Origin of the sequence: Streptococcus parasanguinis (assembly GCF_015557775.1) — a bacterium.
Taxonomy (GTDB): Bacteria; Bacillota; Bacilli; order Lactobacillales; family Streptococcaceae; genus Streptococcus; species Streptococcus parasanguinis_AA.
The window spans coordinates 229,853-256,123 of sequence record NZ_JADNOY010000002.1 but is presented as its reverse complement, the minus strand read 5'-3'; the positions used below and the strand labels follow the sequence as shown (position 1 = coordinate 256,123).

Genomic DNA, 26,271 nt, shown 5'->3' with positions numbered 1-26,271 from the left:
GTCCTCTTTTATGGGAAATGCAAGACAATTTCCCCTTTTTTATTGATTTCTACTCGACTCAGTAAGAGATTGCGGACCATTTGTTCTTTGGCCGCCTCTTTCATTCGTTCAAAGGATTGGTAGGCTTCTTGGAAAAATTCTACCAAAGGGTTTTTCTGACTGGTGTACTGACCAGAGAGCGCCATGCGCAATTGTTGCAGATAGTCTACCTGCTCTACCCAGTTTTCATCGATAGCTTTTAGGATCGCCATGCGCTGGAATTGGGCGATCACCTCATCGGTGCCTAAGATCTCATACTTAGCTTCCAACTCGCTTTTAGCAATCTCCCATAAGAAATTCTCTTTGGTTTTCTTGCTACGGAAGGTTTGGTGGGCCTTTTCCGGATCTACTTGGTAGCTCACATTGTCTAACATATAGCGATAAAAAGCTACCGGTTCCTTGTATTCTTTTTTATGGGCTACACTTGAAAAGACGGAACGAAGCACTTTTTCAACGATATCATCCAAGCGTCCTTCTTGTTTAATCAAGCGGTCGCGCTCTTCGTAGACGATGGCACGCTGAATATTCATGCTTTCCGCAAATTCTAGTGTCATCCGACGACTGGCCTGACCAGAACTTTCACTAGCATTTTGAGCTCGCTCCACCAAGTTTCTATACTTGCGCTTGGTCAGAGCTTTGGCTGAACCAATTCGCTCATCCACATCATAGTCTTGATAGGTATCCTGGATCCAGTCTGGCCCCCAGTTTTTCATCAAATCGTCTTCCAAAGAGACGAAGAACTTGGTCAAACCGGGATCTCCTTGGCGACCTGAACGTCCCCGAATTTGAAGGTCAATCCGCTGGTTCATCATCCGCTCAGTCCCAACAACCACCAAGCCACCTAACTCAGCGACTCCTGGTCCCAACTTGATATCGGTTCCCCGACCGGCCATTGAGGTCGCAACCGTCACAGCTCCTTTTCGACCTGATTCCTTAATGATCTGGGCCTCTCGAGGAGCATTGTTGGCATTAAGAAGATTGTGTGGAATCCCTTCCCGCAAAAGAAGATTCGAGTAAAGAATCGACATCTCAACGGATCCGGCAAAGACCAGAATCGGATTGCCCTTTTCGTGGATCTTCTTCACATAATCCAAGGAAGCCACGATTTTCTCTGGCAAGGTCTGATAGATTTCATCTGGCAAATCCTTGCGGATCTTCTTGCGATTGGTTGGGATCTTGATCACTGACATGGCATAGGTATCAAGAAACTCTGCCTCAGCGACCTTCCCAGTCCCAGTCATGCCACCCAACTTCCGAAACATCTTAAAGAGGTTTTGGTAAGTAATAGAAGCCATGGCCCGTGTTTCTTGGGTGAGCTTGAGACCCTCTTTGGCTTCAATCGCCTGGTGGAGTCCTCCTTGCAAACGGGTCATTTCCATCAAGCGCCCCGTCGCCTGGTCTAGTAAGACAATCTCCGGTTGCCCTTCGACATTGGGATGGATGACATAATCCTTATCCTTAATAAAGTTTTTATTGGCCTGCAGGGCTAAGCTGATATGGCGGACCAAGTCACGGTATTGGGGATCATAGAGGTTGGGAATGGCTAGAAAGGCTTCTGCTGCATGAGCTCCTTTTCGAGTCAACCAAACTCGTTTCTTTTCTTCATCAAACTTGAAGTCTTCCCCTTCTTTGAAGGTTTGGATCAGGGTATCAATAATCCCATAAAGGTTGGACTGAACCCGAGGAGAACCAGAAATAATCAAGGGAGTCTGAGCACTATCAAGGAGCACCGAATCAATCTCATCAACAATGGCGTAATTGAAGTCTGCCAAAAATTGGCCATCTGCAGAAGCCGTCAAGTTCTCTGTTAAATAGTCAAAGCCCAAACTGGTATTGGTCGTATAAATGACATCTGACCGGTAAATCTCCCGTTTGACTTCTGGATCTAATTCTTCGTCTTCTGATTGTTTCAAGGGAACTCCAACAGTCAAGCCCAAAAAGCGGTAGACCTGTCCCATCTCTTCTGCATCCCGAGTTGCCAGATAGGTATTGGTCGTAATAACCATGACCCCTTTGCCCTCTAAGGCATTGAGATAAACCGGCATAGTTGCCGTCAAGGTCTTTCCTTCACCGGTATTCATTTCAGCGACATTGCCTTGGTGGAGGACAATCCCTCCCATGACTTGCACGTCATAAGGAAACATGCCCAAGGCCCGTTTATCAGCTTCCCGCGCAACTGCAAATGCTTCCGGTAAGAGATCATCCAAGGTCTCACCCTCTGCTAGACGTTCCCGAAATTCCACAGTCTTCTCCTGTAGTTGTTGATCCGTCAAGCGGGCCATGTCATCCTTCCAGCTATTGACTTCTTTTAAGATTTTTTTGATGTTTCTTAATTTAACGTAATCCAATGTAATCCTCTTTTTTTGCAGTGATGTTCGTCTATTCGAGAACTTCTGCTCCCTCAGACGATATTGGTTGAATCGTGAAATAGTGGAAGGTAAACTCTTGCAAACCTGCACTGAGCAAGCGTACTTCATAGGCGTATGCTTGATCTGGATAGGTAAACGGCAAGCGACCTTCTGCGGTTACTCGACGGCCAACGACCTCTCCAAAGCGATCTTTGAAGACGATTTCTACCATAACGGTATGAGCCGGAGTCGCTTCCATCGTGATAACCAGTTCATAATCTTGCTCTCTTTTGAGCAGAGGCAGACTAGGAATTTGACGAGTTGCGCCAAAATTTGTCTGCGAATGCCAAGTTTTCAGCACTTGACCAGATGGCATGAGGGGGTTCTGAAACTGAACGCTTCCTTGGGCAGTCGCCTGAATGGTCGACCCCCAAAGATAATCTGCTAGAACAGTATCGCCCCAGTAGATTCGTCTGCTTTCATTTTCTTTTATTTTTATCATTGGTTTCTTCCAAAGTCTCTTTCCATGATTTCTTTGTACTGGGTCACAAACCACTCAATGATCGGACCACTCGCATCGTTGTGTCGACCAGCACGACTAGTGCTGATAATACGAACCGGCAATTCATACAAGGTCTCTAAAATATCTGGATAAGCCTGCTGGTCGTAGTCATCATCTCTCATATAGGCAAGGGCTAAAATCGTATCCTTGAAATCTGCCTGGTTAAACCGGTCCCAGAAGCGTTGATTGAGCTGACCGATCCCTTCTTGCGACACTTGACCAATGATCAACTGCATCATATCCAAGGACGTTCCAAACTCATCTGGGCGTTTAAATTTCAGGTTGGCAGCGACATCTCCCAGGTTGACAATGGGTTTTCCGACCAAGATCGCATGAGGAGAATAAAGAGCCCCATAGTAAAGGGCACCAAAGGTCCCCATGGACAAGCCAGAGAAATTCATATCTTTTGGCTCAAAGCCGAGCAAGTCCAAGTGCTGATCAATAAAAGCAGTGATTTGACTTTCCAATTCTTCTGAGCCCATATAGAAGGATCCACCTTCCAGTCTTGGGTCAGAAAAGAGAATAAAGGGACTCCCCATCGCACGCATCATCCCAAACCCTTCAAATCCTTCAGCCGGACGATACCCAGAAAAGTAAATGTTTAAAGGTGGCTTCAGATCGCCAGGATGGAAATAAGCAAAAATTTCTTGGCGTTTGTGGTCCCGTAGCGTCTTAGCTCCTACGGTCATCTCTCCTAAAGGACCATGTGACAAGCGCTTATGTAAGGCTCCGATCGTAAGCGTCCCTTCTCCTTTTGCTTCCAGCGAAAAGGCTAAGTAATAAGGTTCTGCTCCGTCCAATTCTAGTGGTTGCTCCATCTCTTCTTCTGAAAAGACTGCATCTTTGACCCACTCTCCCAGAGCACCAAAGCGGTAAAATTGAATCCGCAATTGCAGCTGACAGCTTGGATCTTTTTCATATTCCAACCAAAAATTGATGGGACGACTAGCATCATACACGTAGTTGTAGACCCACTGAGCAATCGGTGTAAACTCTTCACCGTATGGGCCATCCAGCTTCAGAAAATGTTGCCCCAGCACCGTTTGCTGGCCAGCAAAATCCGGTCTCACCCGCAGGTCACGAACTGTAAAGGCATCTCCATATTGATTGTCGTATAAAAAGCGGTCTAAGACATAGAGAAATTGATGCTTGTTTGAGAAATCCCAGGGTCTTGCTTGCTTGAGCCTTAAGAGGTGGGCCAATTCTTCAGAAGGCGCCTCTAGTTCATAGCTTTTATCATAAAAAACAGTATAAGGCTGGAAATAAGCCAGGTCTTCTCCTAAAGCTAATAAATCTTCTGACTTTTCCAGAATCAAGGCTTTGAATTTGGAGATTTCCTCTTCTTCCATATACTCTTTGAGCGATGGAAGAGTGGTAGCTTGAAAAAAGTGCCAGCCTAATCCAGCAGGAAGCTCCACCTGATCTCGCCAACTGCTTGAGCCGATTTGGAGAATATGGGGTATTTGTAATTTTTTATCCATGACGTTCTTTCATCCATCCTTCCCATTTCTCGATCAAGCGTTGACCGGTGTATTCTTGAATTTTTTCGATCGAGTAGACCAAGGCTTCGTTCCAAGGCTTCAATTCCAATAAGAAGTGCGTGATTGCCTTTCCTAATTCCTTGTCTCCCTTTGATAAGACATAACCGTTTTTCAAATGATCGACATATTCTGTCTGGACGCGGTTGACCTGAGGAATCCCAGCAGAGATCCCTGCAATCTGAGTATAGAGGTTGGGTTCCTCGCTTAAATCTACGATCAAGCGGGTTTTTTCCAACTCTTGAATAATGTCATTTTCATTTGAAAAATTCTTAACTACAAAGCGATAGTCCGGTGCGTCTTGTACGGACTCTTCATCGATAATCTGGTTTTCCCCAAGCCCTTCCATTTGGGCTGGTGATTGAACCAGATGCAAGTCCTGCTCGCTAGCGATCAATTCCTCGAGTTGCCCTTCTAATTCTTTCACCCGCTCCGGCGAGCCATTGTAAAATGCAAAAACAACTTCAAATAAAGGATGGTGAGACAACACTTCTAAGACCTTCTTGAGCTGGCTCTTACTTGGGAGCTCGGCTTCATTGACATAAAAGTAAATCTTCGATTCCTTGCGCTCCTGACTAGAACCCAAACGGAGTCGGGAGTCAAAAGAGGTGATCCGGTGTGTCTTTTGAGCCAAACTAGGAGAAAAGACTCCAATCGCTTCTTTGGTTTTTTCACTATCTGTAATCAAGAGCTGGGCATCAATCATATCAAAATAGAGGGCAAAATTTTCAGCAGACAAGGGCTGACGATCCCCATAGAAAGACAAGACTTTCTTGACGCTACTTGCTGTATCTTGTAAAAAAGCCAAATTTGCTGGATGAGCTGCCAGAACCAACTGATCTCGTCCTGGAACCAAGGTTGCTAGCTGCTCCTTCATTTTTTCAGCGACAACGTCTCCCATATTGGCATAGCTTTCTTTTTTGAAGGCATGAAAGAAAGCTTCATTAACCATGACGGAGTGGTTCTCTTCGATCAACATCTCTCTCAAAACCCATTGCCCATCAAAACTCAGATACTCTTGGAAATAGGGTTTTCCCTCATTGTAGTAGATTCTACTAGAGATAAAGCCACGATCATCTAAGTACTCGATGTAGCTGATCTCGTCATTCTTATAACGGGTCAAAGAGAGAAGGTTTCCATCCACTCCCATATCAATTTTTGCTAGGTGGTGGCCCTTTCGAAATGCCATCACCAAAAAGGGAGTATAGGAAAAAGTGGTCTCACTCGGCCATTCGATGTCCTGAAGCTGAACTGGGCGCATCGCCAAACTAGACGGAACCTGTTGGATCTTATCAAAAATCGAAAGGACATCTGTCTCTAACAAATCTTGGCGGTGTAAAAAATAGCACAGTTGTGGACTATATTGAGGCAACAATAAGATCCGATCCATTTCTGCTTCTTGAAAAATACGAACTTGATTAATGGTATCGTCAAATTCAATAGACTCTCGCATCCAGTACCAAGGGGTAGCTGTTTGCTGCCAGATGCGGTCCGTTCCATACCAGGCTGGTACAAAATAATACATGGTTACTCCTAGAATATTCTTGTATAACGTTGATTCACACGAAGGGCACGAATTTCTTCTCGGATATTGTAAATCATCCCGACAAACATGAGGAAGGTTCCTGGAATCATGGTCAAGCGCAAGAGATCCTTATCCCATAACAAGAGAGAAAAAGGAAGCGCCGTGAAGAGGATCAGATACAAGGTTCCAAAAACCGTCAAGCGTAGCACAATTTTATTGATATAGCGACGTGTATCTGCTCCAGGATAGACATGATCGATATACTCGGAAGCCTTCATCATCTTATCTGCAATTTCTTCTCCGTTCACATTAACAAAGGCGAAAGCAAAAGAGAGAAGGGCGATCATCAGAATGTAAAGAAGGATCCAAATCGGATCTCCCATCACCAAGTGTTTGGCTAAACGAGCAGCCCACTTAGCATTGGAATCCATAGACAAGATCAAGAGCATGGCATACTGAGGAATGGACACCAAGGTCATGGCGTACATAAAGGGCATCCCTCCTGCTGGGTTGAGCTTGATATCCAAAAAAGTATAACTTTTCAAGTTGTTGTGGATCCCTAATTTATTGACAGGAATCTGGTACTTGGAATATTCCACCAAGACTGCCACATAGACAAAAATCAAGATAAAAATCACGCCCAGAACATAAGCGATCTCTGGGATATTATTGACACTTGAAAGGGTCTGCATCACATCTTCTGGCAGGTACATAACCATCCCAGCCATCATGATCACAACAGAACTTCCAAGCCCCAAAGCGGCATTTAGATCTGAGAGCCAAACTAGAAAGAAGGCTCCGGCTACCATAATCATGGTATTGACCGTAATGACAAGTCCGGAGTTCAACCCTGTCTTCAAGGGGAGATACATGGCCACTGCCAAGGACTGGACAATGGCGAGTGCCAAGGTCACGTACATCTTTCGCCGCTCCACAATTTCCGAGCTGGTTTTTTCAAGGTTAAAGCGTTTTGAAACGGTAAACATCCGCCACAAAATCATGGAAGACATCCACGGGGATAGACCGATCGAAAAGATCGACATTCCACGGAGGTTTCCCCCCATCACAGCACTTGAGAGCTGTAAACCGGTTGTCGTTCCCTCATTGAGTCTCAAGGCCTTTGATAAGTCAACAAAAGGCAGGGAAATTTTACTTCCCAAAACATAAATAAAGACGAAAAATATCGTCCAACAAAATCTCTTTCCTACTTCAGATCGTTTTAACATTTCTTTTAAACTTTCTCTTACTCATTTTGACTCTTCCACTTGGAAAACAGCCTTTAAATATGTGCCTTTAGAGCATTTTATCTCAACTTATTTTACCATAATTTGCTTATTTTCTACACTTATTTGTCACTAATCCTTAATATTGTAAAAAATTATAGCCTTGGTACCGTATTCAATAAAAAATTCTTCAGATTTATGTCTGAAGAATCCTATTTTATTCTATTTATTTTCCTAAAGCCATGACACTATCAACAAATAATTTCTTTGTAAAATAGCCATTGCGAATCAAATAAGAAGTATGTTGAGCCTTTTGAACCATTTGGGCATACTCTTCTTCTGTGCAGTCTTGAACCAAACGATTGGCTTCTTCGAGACTGGAGGCTACAAATCCGATCCCTTTTTCTCGAATATAGTCTGCATTTGACAAATAATCTGGTACCACTACTGGAAGACCAGCAGAAAGATAGGTTGATAGTTTGTAGGAAATATTTTCTTTGTAGTAATCCCGCTCATCCTCAGGATTCTCTGAATTTCCCCAGACAAGTCCAAAACCACCCTTGGAAAGTTCGAGAAGCAACTCTTGCTTGGTCCGCCAGCCTTCGATATGGACCTTAGAATAATCGACTCCTTCAACTGGTTCGGTATAGACATGAAGGGGGGTATCATATTTCCAATCGATGATATGAGGGAAACGCGAAGGATTTCCTGAGAAGATCAACTTTTTCTCAAATTGTGGAGTGTAGAGATCCAAACTGTGGGTCAAATCCCACAACTTTTGGACCACATATTTTTTTACTGTAAGCCCTTCTGATACTAGACGATGGTACATCTGTTCTGATGGGACAACAACAAGGTCGCTTTTATTATACATCTCAATATAAGCAGGCATGAGATAATAATTACTTTCAAACATGAGCGGCGGGACATCATGGATAAACATGACCAGCTTGGTTTGAAGGAGTTTTAACTTATCCACCAAACGGCGGTCCCACTCAATCCCATTCCAAGAAGGCGATTGAACGAAAACGATATCCCCAAAAGCAACGCCTGCTAAAATCCCATCCATTCGCGAGTTCAATTCACTAGCTGGTTCATTGCTATGATCATAAAAGTAGATCCCTAATTCATTGACCCCAAGCTCGCGAACGACATTCATGATATCGTTTTGGGCCATCAGGGCCACGCTCTGAGAAGACTGCCCGAATAAATTTGTAAAATGGATTTTCATCTCTTTCCTCTGACTCTTCTTTTTTTGTCCCATATTTCCTGAAGATATGAAGGCAAACTGAGCTTTCACAAAGCAACCTTTTTCATACCCTTCAACGAAAACTTCCTCATTCATTATAACATATTTCACAACTTCTTAGACATTCTAGATCAATAAAAGACCAGTTCATTCCGGTCTTTTAAGGTTTTATTTGCCATCCTTTTTCCGAATTCCTAAAAGGGCTAATCCAGACAGAAGAATGGAAGCTCCTGTAGCAAGAATATTAGATGAAGGATGGGCACCTGTCTCTGGAAGAGCAGGTTCTGAAGAACGCGTCGCACTTAGTGAGCTTGTGTCTGATGGAGATTCTGAGTAAGAGGTGCCAAACGAAGACACGACAGACTCCGAAGAACTTGTCACAGCAGAAAAACTTGACGCATAAGACACACTAATCCATTCAGAAATTTCCTGCGATAAGGATTGACTCTCTGTCGATGATGCGCTTATAGAATCTGAAACACTCGTCAAAGGAAATTCAGATACTGGCATGGACGTTGAAGCCGATTCGCTTGTTGAAAGGAGTGAAGCTGATTGGCTATAGGAGTCAGACTTCGATAGCGAGGCCGACGCTAGAGATCCTGAATGGGATGTCCATTGTGAAGCAGATAGACTCTCAGAAACGGATCGAGAGAACGATCCAGACTCTGAAACCTGCGATGCAGCTACGACATGAGAAGTTGAAGCCGATTCGCTTGTCGAAGCAGAAGCTTGAACTAATGAATCTGATTGACTCGCGGAAACCGAAGCTTGGACCAACGACTCTGAGTAGCTATTAGAGATCGAAGCTTGTATCAACGATTCAGACTGGCTTGCGGAGACTGATGCTTGAACTTGTGACTCAGATTGGCTCGCTGAAGTCGATGCTTGAACCAACGACTTTGATTGACTGGCAGATACAGATTCCTGAACCAACGACTCTGATTGACTTGCAAAGATCGAAGCTTGAACTTGTGATTCTGACTGACTCCATGATGTTGATTGCAAATCAGTCGATACTTGCGATTCCGACTGACTCATTGAATCAGAACGAGAAAAGGACATAGATTCTGTATTTTGAGACTTAGATTCGACATCAGAAGTAGATTGTGATTGACTCACTGAAACCGATTCTTGTACTAACGATTCTGATTGGCTCGCTGAAACGGATGCTTGAACCAAAGACTCTGATTGGCTAGACGATACAGATGTCTGAGCCAAGGAGTCTGATCGACTGGCGGAAACTGATTCTTGTACTAACGACTCTGATTGACTCACTGAAACCAAGGCTTGTACCTGCGAGTCTGATTGGCTCGCTGAAACTGACGCTTGTACCAACGACTCAGACTGACTTGCTGAAACTGATTCTTGTACCAATGACTCAGACTGACTTGCTGAAACTGATTCTTGTACCAATGACTCAGACTGACTTGCTGAAACTGTGGCTTTTACCAAAGACTCTGATTGGCTAGACGATACAGATTCCTGAACCAAGGAATCAGACTGACTCGCGGAAACTGATTCTTGTATCAAGGAATCGGACTGACTCGCTGAGACAGATTCTTTAACCAGCGAATCGGATTGACTGGCCGATACAGACTCCTGAACCAATAATTCCGATTCACTCTCAGAAACTGAGGCTTGGACCAACGACTCTGATTGGCTTGCCGAAACGGACTCTTGAACCAATGAATCTGACTGGCTTGAAGAAACCGACTCTTTGAGCAGCGACTCGGACTGGCTAGCAGAGACTGAGGCCTGAACTAACGAATCCGATTGACTTGCTGAAACAGAGGCCTGAACCAACGAATCAGACTGGCTGGCAGATACGGATTCTTTAATCAAGGAATCTGATTGACTGGCTGAAACCGACTCTTGGACTAGAGACTCCGACTGACTAGTGGAGATCGATTCCTGAACCAACGAGTTGGATTCGCTTGTCGATACAGATTGTGACAAGGAAATCGAGGTTGAAACCTGTGAATCTGATTGACTGGCGAAGCTAGATGCTTGTGACAAGGAAACGGACTCACTGACCGAAACAGATTGAGAAGATGAAATGGATTCTGAAACTAGTGACTCTGAAGTTGAAATCGAGAAGTTTTGAGATTGTGAAGCAGATTCTGACGGTGTCATCTTCCGATAGTAATAATTCACACTCGTTAAGGGATATGAATCTACTATTTTTTTGATCGTTTGTTTGAAGTTGGAAAAACCATCTGCTCCTTGAGGTGTTGCATCTTCTCCAACGACCATGGTCGTATTTTTATCGAGGTAGGCTGATTTTGGAAGTTCCGTGAATGGTTTTGGAACAGTATATTCTATTCCTGTTTTCTCATCAGTGTATGTAACTGTCTCCTTACTAGAGAACCAACCTGTAATATCCAACTCAAAATGTTGGTAATCTATTCGTTTTGGTGTAACATTCAGGAAATAATCCTTGTTTTTACTTTCAACTTTACGAGTTCCACCTAAATCTGAAAGGTTATCCGTACTATCTTGTTTAAATTCTTTTTCATAAACAAGTGTATATACATCGGTTACCTTAGCGTTTCCTACATCACCACTACTAACATCATGGATTTTAGAAGGATCTAAAACATAGTAGCGAAGAGAATAATCACCATTTTGATTAAGGGTGACAACTTCACTTTTAATGAAATGCTCACGCGCATCCCCTAATAGTTCAATTCTTGATTTCCCATTCTTACTATTATCGAACACCCCACTTTTACGATTCGGGAACACGGTGTGCGCTGGGACCTGTACATAACCAGGAAATTCGCGTGGATTGGAAGCTGTATAATGCTGGCCTTCCAATCCGTAGATTCTATACTCTAGTAAGGATCTTTCTTTCCCCGTTGGTTCATATTGCCCATTAAACCATCTACCATTCGGGTCCACTTCTCTATAGAAGGTCGATTGTTGTCCCATCATAGATGGAATTTTGATACTAGGATACGTCCTAATCAATTGCCCCTGATTCTCAGGCGTCATGACATCATAAATACTCCGGAATAAGAAAGCCTGTTCCGGAATAAAATTCGTTAGCATTCCAAAGGTCCCATTACCTGTAGAAGGTTCCGAATTAAAAACCTTGTTCCCAAGGGGAGCCTGACCAATTAGTACTTCTTTTGGTAATTGAATATCTTGGCCATATCCTTCTGGAGATACAGTTTGTGAAAAAATTTCAGCCCCATCTGATTTTCGGACAATGCGGAAATAAACATCCATTGCCTTATGCTTTTCCGGATCTATCTCACTGATATCAATCGACATGGTCGCATAGTAACCAAGTGACTCTCCTTGTTTATTCACAAAGTCCCAAATACCAAATGTATAACGATTGGTGTAGGGTTCACCTAAAAAATTTTTCAACTCTTCAGGCGAAAATCTTAAGAGATCTTTATCTAGATGAGGATCCTTAGCATATCCTGGTGTGTCAAGTGTAGGATCTTCTACACTCGCACCATTGGGATCTTCTGGGTTCGGGCTCATATCCAATACATCATCAGCCAAGTATGTTTCCTCAGCTAGAGGAGCCAACTGAGCAGAGATCGCAGGTTTCCCATCTACATTTGTATTTCCCACAAAACCTGCAGCTGTCAAGGTCGTCATCATCTCATCGACAGCTTTCTCCAAACGATCGCGCTGGTCAGCATAAGCTTGAGCACTGGCATTGGTGTGGATCAAGTTATTACTTGCAGTCACTTCGGCCTGCACTTTGTTAATGACCGCTTCGACAACTGATCGGCGATCGGTGTCCGTCATTTTAGATGCGTAATTCCCTGCAATTTCTTGAAGCAATTCAGCTTCAGAGGTATTTTGTTCTAAAACAGTGGCTTCTTCTAAACTAGTCGGTTCATCAACAACTACCTCTGACTCTAGAGCTTGAGCAGACTCGCTAAGTGCCGTTGATAATGCAGTTGATCCAACTTCGCTCAAGGATAAAGATGCGGATTCACTGATCGAAGTAGATACACTCACAGATGTAGAAAGGCTAGTTGATCCTGAAACAGAGCTGGATTCTGAAGACTGGGTAGAGGTATTTCCTAAGACCACACTATCCACTTCTGCCAAGGTTTCCTCTTTTGTCTCAGAAACCGTTGGTGCAAGTGATGTTGCATCCTCCGCCTTAGCTGTCGTAGCAAGCACAGCACCACCAAAAACAGTCCCTACCGTAATCAAACCTTTTAAGAAGGCTTGGTTATGCTTTTGATTTTCTATTTGATCTTGCTGTACGTTGGCAATGATGGTCTCCTCCACTTGCCCACGCACCACGCGAAAGAGGCCTAGAGCAGCCGTTGATGCTCGAAGCCAATTTTTTCCTGATTTAATTAATTTGAAGCGTACGACACGATCTGTTTCACGAAAGTTTCCTTTTGAACGCTTAAATTGCATGATATTCCCCTTACATTGTAGTCATTATTAATTATACAGGAATACTACGTAGATTCAAGTAATTTGCTACAAAAAACTTCTATATTATTGTTTAATTTTCAAATTTTTTTGTAACACATTAAAAACACTTCATTCTACTAGTAAAAAAGTGAATCTCCTATGAGATTCACTCGAAAAAAATGATATTTCCTACTAGATCATTCCCCCTTCTTTTTACGTCGGATAAGTCCAGCAATTCCAGCTAACCCTGTAACAACCCCAAGAAGAGCTGATGTTACAGATCCTGTTTCGCCAGTATTTGGAAGCACTACAGACTGGCTGTGTTTTTGTGATCCACTTGCTGATTCTGATGCAGACAATGACTCTGAATGAGAAATTGATTGGCTCATTGAGTTAGAGTATGAACCGCTACCAGATGTTGATCCTGATTGTGATTGACTCACTGAAACTGAAGTACTTACTGATGTTGAAGTTGATTCAGGTGCAGAGGTACTCAATGATGCTGACTCAGATGCAGAGACTGATGTCGAAACTGAAACCGAAGTAGAGACTGACTGGCTTTCAGATACTGAACTGCTCAACGATGCTGACAATGATTCAGATGTCGAGATTGATTCAGACGTTGATGCTGATTCAGAGGCTGACGCTGACTCGGACGTAGAAACGGATTCAGATACAGAAACCGATTCGGACGTTGACACTGATTCTGATGTTGAAACCGATTCAGACACTGACACTGATTCTGATGCTGATACCGATTCAGACGTTGACACTGACTCAGATGCAGATGCTGATTCGGACGTAGACGCCGACTCTGATGTCGAAACTGAAACTGAAGTAGATGCCGATTCTGATGCAGACACTGACTCAGAGGTAGAAACTGATACTGACTCGGACGCAGATGCTGACTCAGAGGTAGAAACTGACTCGGACGTTGATGCTGATTCAGACGCTGAAACTGACTCAGAGGTTGAGACCGATTCAGAAGTTGAAACTGATTCAGACGTTGAGACTGACTCTGACGTCGAGACTGACTCTGACGTCGAGACCGATTCAGACGCTGAGACTGATTCGGATGTTGACACTGATTCAGATGTAGATACTGATTCAGACGTTGAAACTGATTCAGACGTTGAAACTGATTCAGACGTTGAAACTGATTCTGATGTAGATACTGATTCTGATGTAGATACTGATTCTGAGACTGAGACTGATTCAGACGTTGAAACTGATTCTGAAGTAGATACCGATTCAGATGCTGAAACTGACTCAGACGCTGACACTGATTCGGACGTTGAAACTGATTCAGACGTCGATGAAGATTCAGACGTTGATACTGATTCGGATGCTGAGACCGACTCAGAGGTTGAGACTGATTCGGATGCTGAGACCGACTCAGAGGTTGAGACTGATTCGGATGCTGAGACCGACTCAGAGGTTGAGACTGATTCGGATGTTGATACTGACTCAGACGCTGACACTGATTCGGACGTTGAAACTGACTCCGATGTCGATGCTGACTCAGATACAGATACTGACATCGAAACTGAAACCGAAGTAGAGACTGACTGGCTTTCTGATACTGAATTGCTCAACGATGCTGACAATGATTCTGATGTCGAGATTGATTCAGACGTTGAAAGTGATTCAGAAGTAGACACTGATTCAGACGTTGAGGCTGACTCAGACGCAGAAGTTGATTCCGATGTTGAAACCGACTCAGAGGCTGACAATGATTCAGAGACTGAAACTGACTCAGATGTTGAGACTGAAACTGAAGTAGAAACTGACTGACTTTCTGATACTGAAGTGCTCAACGATGCTGACAATGATTCTGATGTCGAGATTGATTCTGATACAGAAACCGATTCAGACGTTGAAACTGATTCGGACTCTGAGACTGATTCTGATGTTGAAACTGATTCAGAAGCAGAGGCTGATTCTGATGCTGATACCGACTCAGATTCAGAGGCTGACGCTGATTCGGACGTAGATACTGACTCAGAGACTGAGACTGACTCAGACGTCGATACCGATTCAGAGGTTGAGACTGATTCTGATGTAGAGGCCGACTCAGAGGCTGATGCTGACTCAGATACAGAAACTGATTCAGACGTTGACACTGATTCTGATACAGAAACCGACTCGGACGTAGACACTGATTCGGATACAGAAACCGATGCAGACGCTGAGACTGATTCAGACGTTGAAACCAACTCAGAGGCTGAAATTGACTCGGATGTTGATACTGATTCAGAGGCTGAAACCGACTCAGACGTAGAGGCCGACTCAGAGGCTGAAACCGACTCAGACGTAGAGGCCGACTCAGAGACTGATGCTGACTCAGAGGCTGACGCTGACTCAGACGCTGATTCAGAAGTTGACGCTGACTCGGACGCAGAGGCTGATTCAGAGACTGAGAATGATTCTGATGTTGAAACTGACTCAGACGCTGAAACTGATTCAGAGGTTGAGACAGACTCGGATGCAGAAACCGACTTAGATGCAGAAACTGATTCGGATGTCGATTCCGATTCAGACGTAGACACTGATTCAGATACAGAAACCGACTCGGATGTTGATACTGACTCGGACGTTGAAACTGACTCAGACGTTGATACTGATTCGGATGTCGAGAGTGATTCAGAAGCAGATGCAGATTCGGATGTTGATACTGACTCAGACACAGAAGCTGATTCGGATGTTGATGCCGATTCGGAGACTGAAACTGACTCAGAGGCTGACGCTGATTCGGATGTTGACACTGATTCGGATGCAGATGCAGATGCCGATTCGGAGGTCGACACTGATTTGGATGTTGAAACCGACTCAGACGCTGAAACTGATTCAGAGGTTGAGACAGACTCGGATGCAGAAACCGACTCAGATGTAGAAACTGATTCTGAGGTTGAAACCGATTCGGATGCTGATGTTGATTCGGACGTTGAGACCGACTCAGAGGCTGAAACTAACTCAGAGGCTGACGCTGATTCAGAGGCTGACGCTGACTCAGATGCAGAAACTGATTCTGATGTAGATGCCGATTCGGACGTTGAAACTGACTCTGAAGCCGATACTGATTCAGACGTTGAAACTGACTCTGAAGCCGATACTGATTCAGACGTTGAAACTGACTCGGACGTTGAGACTGATTCGGATGTTGACACTGATTCTGATGCAGATGCAGATGCAGATGCCGATTCAGAAGTAGACACTGATTTGGATGTTGAAACCGACTCAGAAGCTGAAATTGACTCAGATGTTGAGACAGACTCGGATGTAGAAACTGACTCAGAGGTTGAAACTGATTCTGAGGTAGATGCTGACTCTGATGTCGAGACTGATTCGGATGTTGATACTGATTCAGATACAGAAACCGATTCAGACGCTGACAATGATTCAGATGTCGAGATTGATTCAGACGTAGAGACTGATCCGGATGTTGATACTGATTCAGATGTTGATACTGATTCAGATGTTGATACTGATTCGGATGTAGATGCAGATTCGGACGTTGAAACCCACTCGGAAGCTGACGCTGACTCGGATGCTGAAACTGATTCTGAGGTTGAAACTGATTCTGATGCTGAAACTGACTCGGATGTCGATACCGACTCAGACGTTGATGCTGACTCGGATGCTGAAACTGATTCTGAGGTTGAGACTGATTCTGAAGCAGAGGCTGATTCGGACGTTGAGACTGACTCGGATGTCGACACTGATTCAGAAGTTGACACTGATTCAGAAGCTGACGCTGACTCAGACGCAGAAGCTGATTCAGAAGCTGACGCTGACTCAGACGCAGAAGCTGATTCAGAGGCTGACGCTGACTCAGATGCAGAAACTGATTCGGACGTTGATACTGACTCAGACGCTGAAACTGATTCGGATGTTGATACTGATTCGGACGCTGAGACTGACTCAGAGGTTGAGACTGATTCGGATGTTGATACTGATTCAGATACAGAAACCGATTCGGACGTTGATACTGATTCAGACGCCGACAATGATTCAGATGTCGAGATTGATTCAGACGTAGAGACTGATTCGGATGTTGATGCAGATTCGGACGTTGAGACCGACTCAGACGTCGATACCGATTCAGAGGCTGAAACTGACTCAGAGACTGATGCTGACTCAGAGACTGATGCTGACTCAGAGACTGATGCTGACTCAGAGGCTGACACTGATTCTGATACAGAAACCGATTCAGACGTTGATACTGACTCGGACGCAGATGCTGACTCAGACGTTGATACAGATTCTGATGTAGATGCTGACTCTGATGTTGAGACTGATTCAGATGTTGAAACTGATTCAGATGTTGAAACTGATTCAGACGCTGACAATGACTCTGAAGTCGACACCGATTCAGACGTTGATACTGACTCAGATGCTGACAATGACTCAGACACCGATACTGATTCTGATACAGAAACCGATTCAGAAGTCGAAACGGACTCGGATGTTGAAACTGATTCAGACGTAGACACTGATTCAGACGTAGACACTGATTCAGATACAGAAACCGACTCGGATGTTGACACCGATTCAGACGTAGACACTGATTCAGACGCTGAGACTGACTCTGAGGTTGATGCCGATTCTGATGTCGATGCCGATTCAGAGGTTGAGACTGACTCAGAGGTTGAAACTGATTCTGATGAAGATGCTGACTCTGATGTCGAAACTGATTCAGAAGCAGAAGCTGATTCGGATGTCGACACCGATTCAGAGGTAGAAACCGATACCGAAGTAGAGGCTGATTGACTCTCTAATACGGAAGTGCTCAACGATGCTGATTTTCTAGCGGACTCACTCAAAGATACTGATGCAGACTCCGACTGCGATTGACTCACTGATTTTGAAGCCGACTCGCGAGTAGATTGACTTAGTGACTCTGATGCCAACTGTGATAGCGATGCTGAAGCTGACTGACTCACTGAAACAGAGGCGCTCGTTGAAGCGGATGTCGAACTTGAGATAGACTGGCTAACCACCTTGGATACACTCGCCGATACTGAAGCAGACTGCAAGTCACTGACACTTGCAGAAGCTGACTCTGAAACCTTCACAGATTCAGATTTTCTTACCGATACAGATTGACTCGTTGAAGCGGATTGAGATTGAGAAACCTCCTTGCTCAACGATTGACTGCGAGATAAACTAGCTTGAGCGGATGCACTTGTAGACGCTGATTGGCTTAGTGAAGCCGACAAACTTTGCGAGCGAACCGAGCTCAGTGACTGACTCAATGAAACGCTCTGCTGAGCCGATACACTCTGTGATTGCTTCGTACTTAAAGACTGACTGATCGATTGCGAAGTCTTCGTAGACGCACTCTGACTGTTTGATACAGACTGACTGTGATCGCTATCTGACAGTTTCACCGCTACAACATTGGTCGTACTATCTTTATAAGTAATGGTGACTGTACCATCACTATTAACCGTATAGGACTTAATCCGGTTGGCCACCTCTGGGTTGACTGCCGATACAGCAGCAATCACCTTGCTCTTATCTGCATCTGTCAATGCAGTTAGACTCGTCACCTGAATAGTGCTTGTCGGCGCCACACCTGGCGTACGATCAGCGAGACGCCCCTGGGTAATCCGAATCTCACCCAAACCGTTTGGACGGTTCATATTGGAGGCATTGTCAATAGCCGCGACGTTGCGTTGCCATGTATTTCGGTAGGTATGGTAAAGATCATCCTTCAAATGAATGGTCGTTGTGATGGTTGCAGGGTTTGCACTGGTAGCCGTAATATCTCCCGTGATAGGAGCAATATCACCTGTCCCATACTGGCTACTACCAAAGAAATTGCCGTTCAAGGCATTGTCGTTCAAATCTGCTCGTGCAACGACTTTCATTTCTTTCAACTTGCCACTGTCATCAGTAGCTGTAAAAGTCACAACTGCATCATCACCAGCATAAATGGTATAATTCTTCCCACCACCCTCAAGAGGGGTTGATTTCGGTTCCACACCATTGACAGTTAACTTAGCCGTCACTTCAGGACGTGTGGCATCTGTTACAGCAACCATATTACTGGCATCAGAATAAACCGCGTGATCACCATACATGATCCGTGCTTTAGCTGTTACTCCACCCGTCTGTAAGGGAACATTCGGTGTTACGATCGCTTGTCCAGACGCATCCGCCACTGCTGTTCCGATTTCATCATCATTATTGTACAAAACAACAGCAGACCCTGGCTCAGCCCCCGTCACCGTTACAGGTGTCTGAGTATAGGCTTTCTCTAGTAAGCGAGTCTCAACCATCGGTGCTGCTAGGCGCTTAACAGGAGCAGTCACATCATTTGTGGTGTTATCTTTATAAGTAATAGTCACCACACCAGATGATGAAACCGAATAAGATTTAAAGTCCTTTGAAGTGGCAATATTGGGGTTAGCAGTCTTAAACGCTTCCCAAATCTTCTCTTTTTCAGCCTGGGCCAAGTTAGTAGTATCATTGACAAAAGTCGCTGTCGTCACAGCCGTAATCGGGTTTCGAATGCCATCATTTTGTGGCAAAACCTGAATACGAAGCGTACGTGTCACTGACTGCTTAGCCGTATTAGTCACTACAAAAGAAAGATTATAAATGTTCCCAGGCGTTACGACCTCTGTCTGCCCAACAGTCCCCACGATATTAAAAACAGCTGCACTATTTTTCAAGGCCGATGTTTGCGGAACATAAATGCCATTCACACGATCGCTACCAGAAGCGTAGCCAATGCTCTTAATATTATTTCGTGTAGGATTGGTTTCAACAACATTATAAACCTGATTGATGTAATCAGAGTTATACACAGAAATCAAGGCATTGTTGGCAGGACCTGAATTATATTGAGGCGCACGGAGGCTCGTATCTGTGTCAATACGGTTCCCATTTCGAGGGTCGCGCTGACCAGATGTCGCGCGCAGCACCGCGTTGGCCAAGCGATTGCGAGCAATCTTTGCTTGGCTTTCCACGGCATCGATTTGAATTGCCGGATTAGACAAGCCAGTTCGAATAGCCTCTAAGGCCAGATCTCCATTCTCAATTGCAGATGCGGTCCCCGGGATTTCCAAAGCTCGCGCTCGATAGGTGTATAAATCCAAAGCCAAAGTTTGCAGACGCTTCACATGGTCTTCCGAGCGAGTGGTCTGAGTCGTTGCTTCTTTCTCACTCGTTTCAGGAGTAGCCCTGTGAATTGAATCGTCCTCTGAGAGACTGCTACTAGCAAATTCTGATGTGGACTGACTCGCTGAATGACTAACAACATGTGATTCGCTCAAAGAAACCGACTGAGATAAAGAAAGGCTGTCACTAGCCGACTCTGAAAATGAGATAGATTCACTGATAGATTGACTGGCTGATACAGAATCTGTGATAGAGGTCGTCCCCAAGACAAGACTATCCGAACCCGCTACACCGGTCGATGGGCTGATTTCAGACCCAACAGTCGCATTCATCTCATTTTCCTCAGCAAATACTGGATTGGCAACGGTTGTCGCTCCAGCAAGAGCTCCTAGCACAACCATCCCTTTGACCAGATCTTTAGGCATAGAAGATGATGATGCTTCATATTGAACCACGATATTTTCATCCACACCACCTCGCATGACACGAAATAGGCCTAACCGAGATACAGATGCCCGTACCCAATTCTTTCCTGATTTGATTAATTTATAACGCGTGATTCGCTCCGTTTCACGAAAATCACCCTTCGAACGTTTAAAAAACATGTTCGCTCCTTAAATTTAGATATCGAGTTATTATACACTAATTTTCCCCAAAAGTAACTAATTAAGACTAGTTTTTAACACAAATAACAGCATACAAAAAGAGAACCTCCGGGTTCTCTTTTTGGATCCTTTTTCATTTCCCACATACCTGAAATGACCGAATCAAATTAGGATAGAAGATTATTTTTCATCTTCCTTTTTGCGACGTCCAAGTGCTGCAACCCCTGCAACCCCTGCAACTGCTCCAAGAAGAGCTGAAGCTACAGATCCTGTTTCACCAGTATTTGGAAGTTGTTCAAGAGCTGGAGCTGGTTGAGCTGGTTGCTCAGGAACTGGGTTCACTGGTGTATTAGGTGTTGGATCTACCGGTGTGTTTGGTGTTGGATCCATTGGTTTATTAGGTGTTGGATCTACCGGAGTATTTGGTGTTGGAGTTGGTGGCACTGGAGTGTTTGGTGTTGGAACGTTTGGAGTCTTCACAAGTTTGTAAACATAAGTAACGTTCTTATCACCTTCGATAACTTTACCAGTTGTTGGGTCAGTTGTTGTCAAGTGACCTTCACCGTCAACCTTACCTACTGGGTAGTTACCTTGTGGGACCAATTCATAGACTTTACCATCTGCAGTTGTGATTGTCTTAGGACGGTTATCCACTACTGTATCGTAGTCTTTACCTACTGGTTGGTCTTTTTCATCCACTACTGAAGTCTTGATAGTGTTACCATTTTCATCTACATAGTGTACGTATACGCTACCCTTAGGTTGAGTTGGCTCTTCTTTCACTTCTTTGTAAACGTAAGTGATGATTGAACGTGGTTTATCAACTTTACCTTTAATTGGATCAGATGATTCCAAGTGTCCATCGCCATCAACTTTACCTACTGGGTAGTCACCTTTCGGCACGATCTTGTAAGTCTTACCGTCTGGAGTCTTGATAGTGTTAGGTTTTTCACCTTCCTCAGTTGTGTTATATGGTGTGTCATATGGTGAGTTTGGTGTGTCTTGACGAGGTTTTTGAATTTCTTTACCATTTTCGTCTACGTAAGTGATGATTACGTCACCTTCTTTAGGTTTCGTTGGATCTTCTTTAACCTCTTTATAAACATAAGTAATCTTAGAAACTGGTTTTTCTACTTTACCTTTGATTGGATCAGAAGTTTCAAGATGTCCTTCACTATCAACTTTACCTACCGGATAATCACCAGCCGGTACACGTTCGTATTTCTTACCTTCAAACTCAATGTACTTAGGTTGTTCATCGTTCTCAGTAGTGTCATAAGGCGTGTTGTAGTCTGACTTAGGAGTATCTTGACGTTGGACTTTAATTTCCTTACCATCATTCTCACGGATATAAGTAATAATAACTTCACCTTGAGGTTTTTCACTTTCAGAATTTGATGAAGAGTTAGATGCTGATTGTGATACAGATGTAGAAAGTGATGTTGAAGCTGATGTGCTCAATGATGCTGATTGACTTGCAGATACGCTTGCTGATTCAGATGCTGATGTGCTCAATGATGCTGATTGGCTCGCTGATACAGAAGCTGATGCTGAAGCCGATGTGCTCAATGACGCTGATTGGCTCGCTGATACTGATGCTGATTCAGGCGCTGATGTACTCAATGACGCTGATTGGCTCGCTGATACTGATGCTGATTCAGACGCTGATGTACTCAATGACGCTGATTGGCTTGCTGAAGTAGATGCTGATGCTGAAGCCGATGTGCTCAATGATGCTGATTGGCTCGCAGATACTGATGCTGACTCAGACGCTGATGCGCTCAATGACGCTGATACTGATTCAGATGCAGATGCTGATTCAGATGCTGATACTGATGCTGATGTGCTCAATGACGCTGATTGACTAGCTGATACAGAAGCTGATGCTGAAGCCGATGTGCTCAATGATGCTGATTGACTAGCTGATACAGAAGCTGATGCTGAAGCCGATGTGCTCAATGACGCTGATTGGCTCGCTGAAGTTGATGCTGATGCTGAAGCCGATGTGCTCAATGATGCTGATTGACTTGCTGAAGTTGATGCTGATGCTGAAGCTGATGTGCTCAACGATGCTGACTCAGATGCCGATACTGACGCTGATTCTGATGCTGATTGGCTTGCTGATTCTTGCGCAGACGTGCTCAACGACGATGACTCAGATGCTGATACCGATGCTGATTCCTGTACTGATTCAGACAATGATGTAGAAGCTTGTTCTGATATAGACTGTGAGTTAGATACAACTTCTGATAATGATTGTGAAGCTGATTCTGATGCTGAACCTGAATCTGATTGAGATTCGTCTTTCAACTTATAGATATAAGTAACATTCTTCTCACCTGAAGCCACTTTACCAGTCGTATCATCATCACCTGTCCAGTGACCTTGGCTGTCAACTTGACCTACTGGGTAATTACCAGCTTCTACAAGTTCGTAAGTTTTACCTTCAAATTTAATTTCTTTAGGACGATTATCTACTACAGTATCATAATCCTTATCAAGTGGTTGATCTTGCTCATCAATAACAGATCCCATGATCGTATTTCCGTTAATATCTTTATAATGAACAAAGACACTTCCAACTTCTTCATAAACGTAAGTAATGGTTGATTTTGGTTTGTCAACTTTACCAGTAATAGGGTCTGAAGACTTCAAATGACCGTTTTCATCAACATCTCCTACTGGGTAATCACCTTTAGGAACAATTTTATATGTCTTACCATCAGTTGTCTTGATGATATTTGGCTTTTCACCTTTTTCAGTTGTATCATATGGTGTATCATATGGAGATTTAGGTGTATCTTGACGAGATTTTTGGATTTCGTTACCTTTCGTATCTACATAAGTGATAACAACTTCACCTTCTTTTGGTGTTTCTTTCACTTTATAGATATACGTTACATTTTTATCTTCTTTAGCAACTGAACCTTTAACATCATCTGAAGTTGTAAGGTGACCATCTGAGTCGACTTGACCAACAGTATATGTACCTGCTGGTACCAACTCATAAGTTTTACCGTTGTACTCAATTGTATCTGGACGGTTATCTACTACTGTGTCATATGCTTTGTTGATAGGTTGTTTATCTTCATCTGTTACTGAAGCTTTAATAGTTGTTCCTTCAGTATCTTTATAGTGAACGTAAACACTTCCTTTTTCATCTGACTTAACAAAGTAATAGTTCACATCAGTCGATGGTTTAATCGCAGTTGGAATTGAGTAGTTGTTTGAGAATGAAGAGTAACCTTTCAACTCTGTATAAGTAATGCTTCCATCTGGTTGAGTTACCTTAGATTTTGCAACAATATCAGCATTACGTCCTGCGATCAAGTTCCAATCGTTGTTTCCTTTACCAGCAGGAGTCAATGAAGGATCTGGAGCACCTGTAAATGGTTTGTCAAATGCTTCAGTAACCTTGGTTTCGTCATGAGTTAGATTAACTTTCTCAGTATTAGACTGCCAACCAGTAATAACGAGCGATTTGCTTCCGGCAGTTTCAGTGACATCAATATGATAGTCACCGTTTTTGCTGTTTACTTTTGTAACTTTAGACTCATCAGCCTTCCACTCTTCCCCAGCTTTGTTAACTTTACTTGTATAGATGAGTGTGTACTTAGATACATCTTCAGTACCAATATCTGATGTAGCAAAATTGTTAACCTGTGATGGATCAAGGGCGTAGAATTTCGTTACAGTTGAGCCATTTGTATCCACGATTTCAGAAATACGTTTCACATAATAGTGGTTGGCTCCACCTTGAAGTTCGACAAGTTTTTGTCCAACGACACCCTTACCAAGGATACCAGATGTTTTTTGAGTTGTATCTGTTGTTGCTGGAACTTGTTCATACCCCTCAATATTACGGTTTCCTGAAGCTGTGAATTGTTGACCTGCAAGACCTGTTTGCGTATAGCTTGCAAGGACTGTTTCATTTCCAGTTGGTGTATAAGTTTGTCCTTTTGTGTACTTGCTGCTATCAACAACTTTATAGTAAGTAGTTTGATCAGCTTTCGCATAAGGAACAGAAGTTTGAACGTTTGGTTTATCTTCATTTTCGTTACCTGGGTAGTTGGTATCACGAATTTGAAGTGTTTCATACTCAAGGTTATCGTTTACCAATGAGAAGGTTACGTTACCTGGATCAGTTCCGTTAGCACCTGTATAAGTCAAAGTATTTGTTACATCAGAGTTATTGTTTGTGATGTAGTTTGGAAGAGAGATATTGCTTTCACCAGCATGAATAGTACGTGTGTAAGCTTCTGAACCATCCGATTTCTTCACAATACGTAAGTAAACATCTGGGTTAGCTGAAAGGCTACCAGTGATGGCAGAACGGTCTACTGAAAGAGTAGCATAGTAATCAAAGTTGGTTTTAGCACCAGTAGTATGGTTTGTTTTAAGGAATTGCCATACACCAAAAGTGAAGCGATCAGCGTTTGGATCCAAAGCATAACCAGATTTATTGAAGGCTGCATCTTCAATCGTTGCACCATTTGCATTTGTAATAACTGGTGTAGTATCTACACTACCAGTAGTGCTTGTTGAGATTGGAGCCAACTGTGCTGAAATGGCTGGAGCACCATTCACTGTTGTGTTGCCAGTAAAGCCTGTTGCAGTCAAGGTTGCCATCATGTCATCTACTGACTTGCTCAAGCGTTCGCGTTGGTCTGCGTATGCTTGCGCTGATGCATTTGCGTTGATCAAGCTGTTGCTTGCTGTCAATTCAGTTTGAACTTTAGAAATGGCCGCATCAAGTGCTGCTTTCTTCTCTGGAGCTGATACAGTTGTTGAGTAGTCTCCTGCAATCTTGTTCAACAATGCTGCTTCTGAAGTGTTTTGTTCCAAAACAACTTTATCTTCAGCTTTCGCTACTGTTGTAGTGCTTTCTACACTTGCTTCAGAGCCAGCTGCTACAGTTGATTCGCTTGAAGCTGCTGAAAGTTCTGCTGAACCTTGTTCGCTCAATGAAGCTGAGTGAGATACAGATACGCTTGTAGAGGTTGAAGCACTTGCAGATGCAGAAGCGCTAGCTGATTCTGTTGTTGACTCAGTTGTTGATTCAGACTGAGATTCTGTTGTTGAAGTTGTACCAAGTACTGTACTTCCTTGTTCTACAAGAGCTTCACTTGAAAGCTCAGATGCAGTCGCAACGTCTGATCCTGTCTCATCTGCTTTGGCAGTATTCGCTACTGTAGCTGCACCAAGAACAGCCCCTGCTGCTACGATCCCTTTGAGCAAGCCACGGCTTGTCATTTCTTTCACTGATACTGCGTCTTCACGCACTTCAGCTACAACAGTCTCTTCGACTTGACCACGAATGACTTTCAAAAGACCAAAGTTAGAAGTCGCAGCACGCAACCAGTTTTTACCTGATTTGATCAATTTGAAACGAGTCACACGATCTGTTTCACGGAATTCACCGTTCGAACGTTTAAAAAACATTTCTGTCTCCTTATTACATTTTTTATTTCCCTAACATTATAGACTAATCTGTCGATTTTTGGAAGCAATTATCCTTAATTATTGCTATTTTTTTATAATTTTTGTTTTAGATAGTGATAAAATCGTTTTCAGTAGGATCAATTTGTCAAACCGGGGCAATTTTTTGAAAAAATCCTATAATACTTTTACTTTAGAGGTAAAACAAAAATCCCCA

The 26,271-nt window shown here is 43.5% G+C and carries 9 protein-coding genes; all 9 read right to left on the bottom strand.

All coding sequences use genetic code 11. From position 1 onward, the window contains the following. Positions 1 to 8 precede the first annotated feature (8 nt). The 9 genes from secA2 to I2F76_RS04120 all read right to left on the bottom strand — a co-directional run bounded on the left by secA2 (position 9) and on the right by I2F76_RS04120 (position 26,057). Positions 9 to 2,393 (bottom strand): accessory Sec system translocase SecA2, encoded by a 2,385-nt coding sequence (gene secA2 / locus I2F76_RS04160; protein WP_195487349.1) that lies wholly within the window; start codon positions 2,391 to 2,393, stop codon positions 9 to 11. A gap of 25 nt (positions 2,394 to 2,418) precedes the next feature. Next, positions 2,419 to 2,889 (bottom strand): accessory Sec system protein Asp3, encoded by a 471-nt coding sequence (gene asp3 / locus I2F76_RS04155; protein ID WP_023919257.1) that lies wholly within the window; start codon positions 2,887 to 2,889, stop codon positions 2,419 to 2,421. After that, positions 2,886 to 4,430, bottom strand: a complete 1,545-nt coding sequence (gene asp2, locus I2F76_RS04150) for an accessory Sec system protein Asp2 (RefSeq protein WP_195487291.1) — start codon at positions 4,428 to 4,430, stop codon at positions 2,886 to 2,888. Before asp2 ends, asp3 begins: the two co-directional genes overlap by 4 nt. Continuing rightward, positions 4,423 to 6,012, bottom strand: coding sequence for an accessory Sec system protein Asp1 (gene asp1, locus I2F76_RS04145; protein ID WP_195487290.1), 1,590 nt, complete (start codon positions 6,010 to 6,012; stop codon positions 4,423 to 4,425). The genes asp2 and asp1 overlap by 8 nt, the downstream gene beginning before the upstream one ends. An 8-nt stretch (positions 6,013 to 6,020) precedes the next feature. Continuing rightward, positions 6,021 to 7,238 carry an accessory Sec system protein translocase subunit SecY2 gene (gene secY2 / locus I2F76_RS04140; RefSeq protein ID WP_031573838.1) on the bottom strand — a complete coding sequence of 406 codons (1,218 nt, stop codon included), beginning with the start codon at positions 7,236 to 7,238 and terminating at the stop codon, positions 6,021 to 6,023. Positions 7,239 to 7,461: 223 nt separating this feature from the next. Then, a complete protein-coding gene (locus I2F76_RS04135; protein ID WP_195487289.1) occupies positions 7,462 to 8,466 on the bottom strand; it encodes a sugar transferase in 1,005 nt (334 codons plus the stop codon). Positions 8,467 to 8,652: 186 nt separating this feature from the next. Then, positions 8,653 to 12,882, bottom strand: coding sequence for an accessory Sec-dependent serine-rich glycoprotein adhesin (locus I2F76_RS04130; RefSeq protein WP_195487288.1), 4,230 nt, complete (start codon positions 12,880 to 12,882; stop codon positions 8,653 to 8,655). Positions 12,883 to 13,079: 197 nt separating this feature from the next. Next, on the bottom strand, positions 13,080 to 20,615 hold the full coding sequence (locus I2F76_RS10720; RefSeq protein ID WP_195487348.1) for an accessory Sec-dependent serine-rich glycoprotein adhesin: 7,536 nt from the start codon (positions 20,613 to 20,615) through the stop codon (positions 13,080 to 13,082). Positions 20,616 to 20,795: 180 nt separating this feature from the next. Then, positions 20,796 to 26,057 (bottom strand): accessory Sec-dependent serine-rich glycoprotein adhesin, encoded by a 5,262-nt coding sequence (locus I2F76_RS04120; protein WP_195487287.1) that lies wholly within the window; start codon positions 26,055 to 26,057, stop codon positions 20,796 to 20,798. Positions 26,058 to 26,271 lie beyond the last annotated feature (214 nt).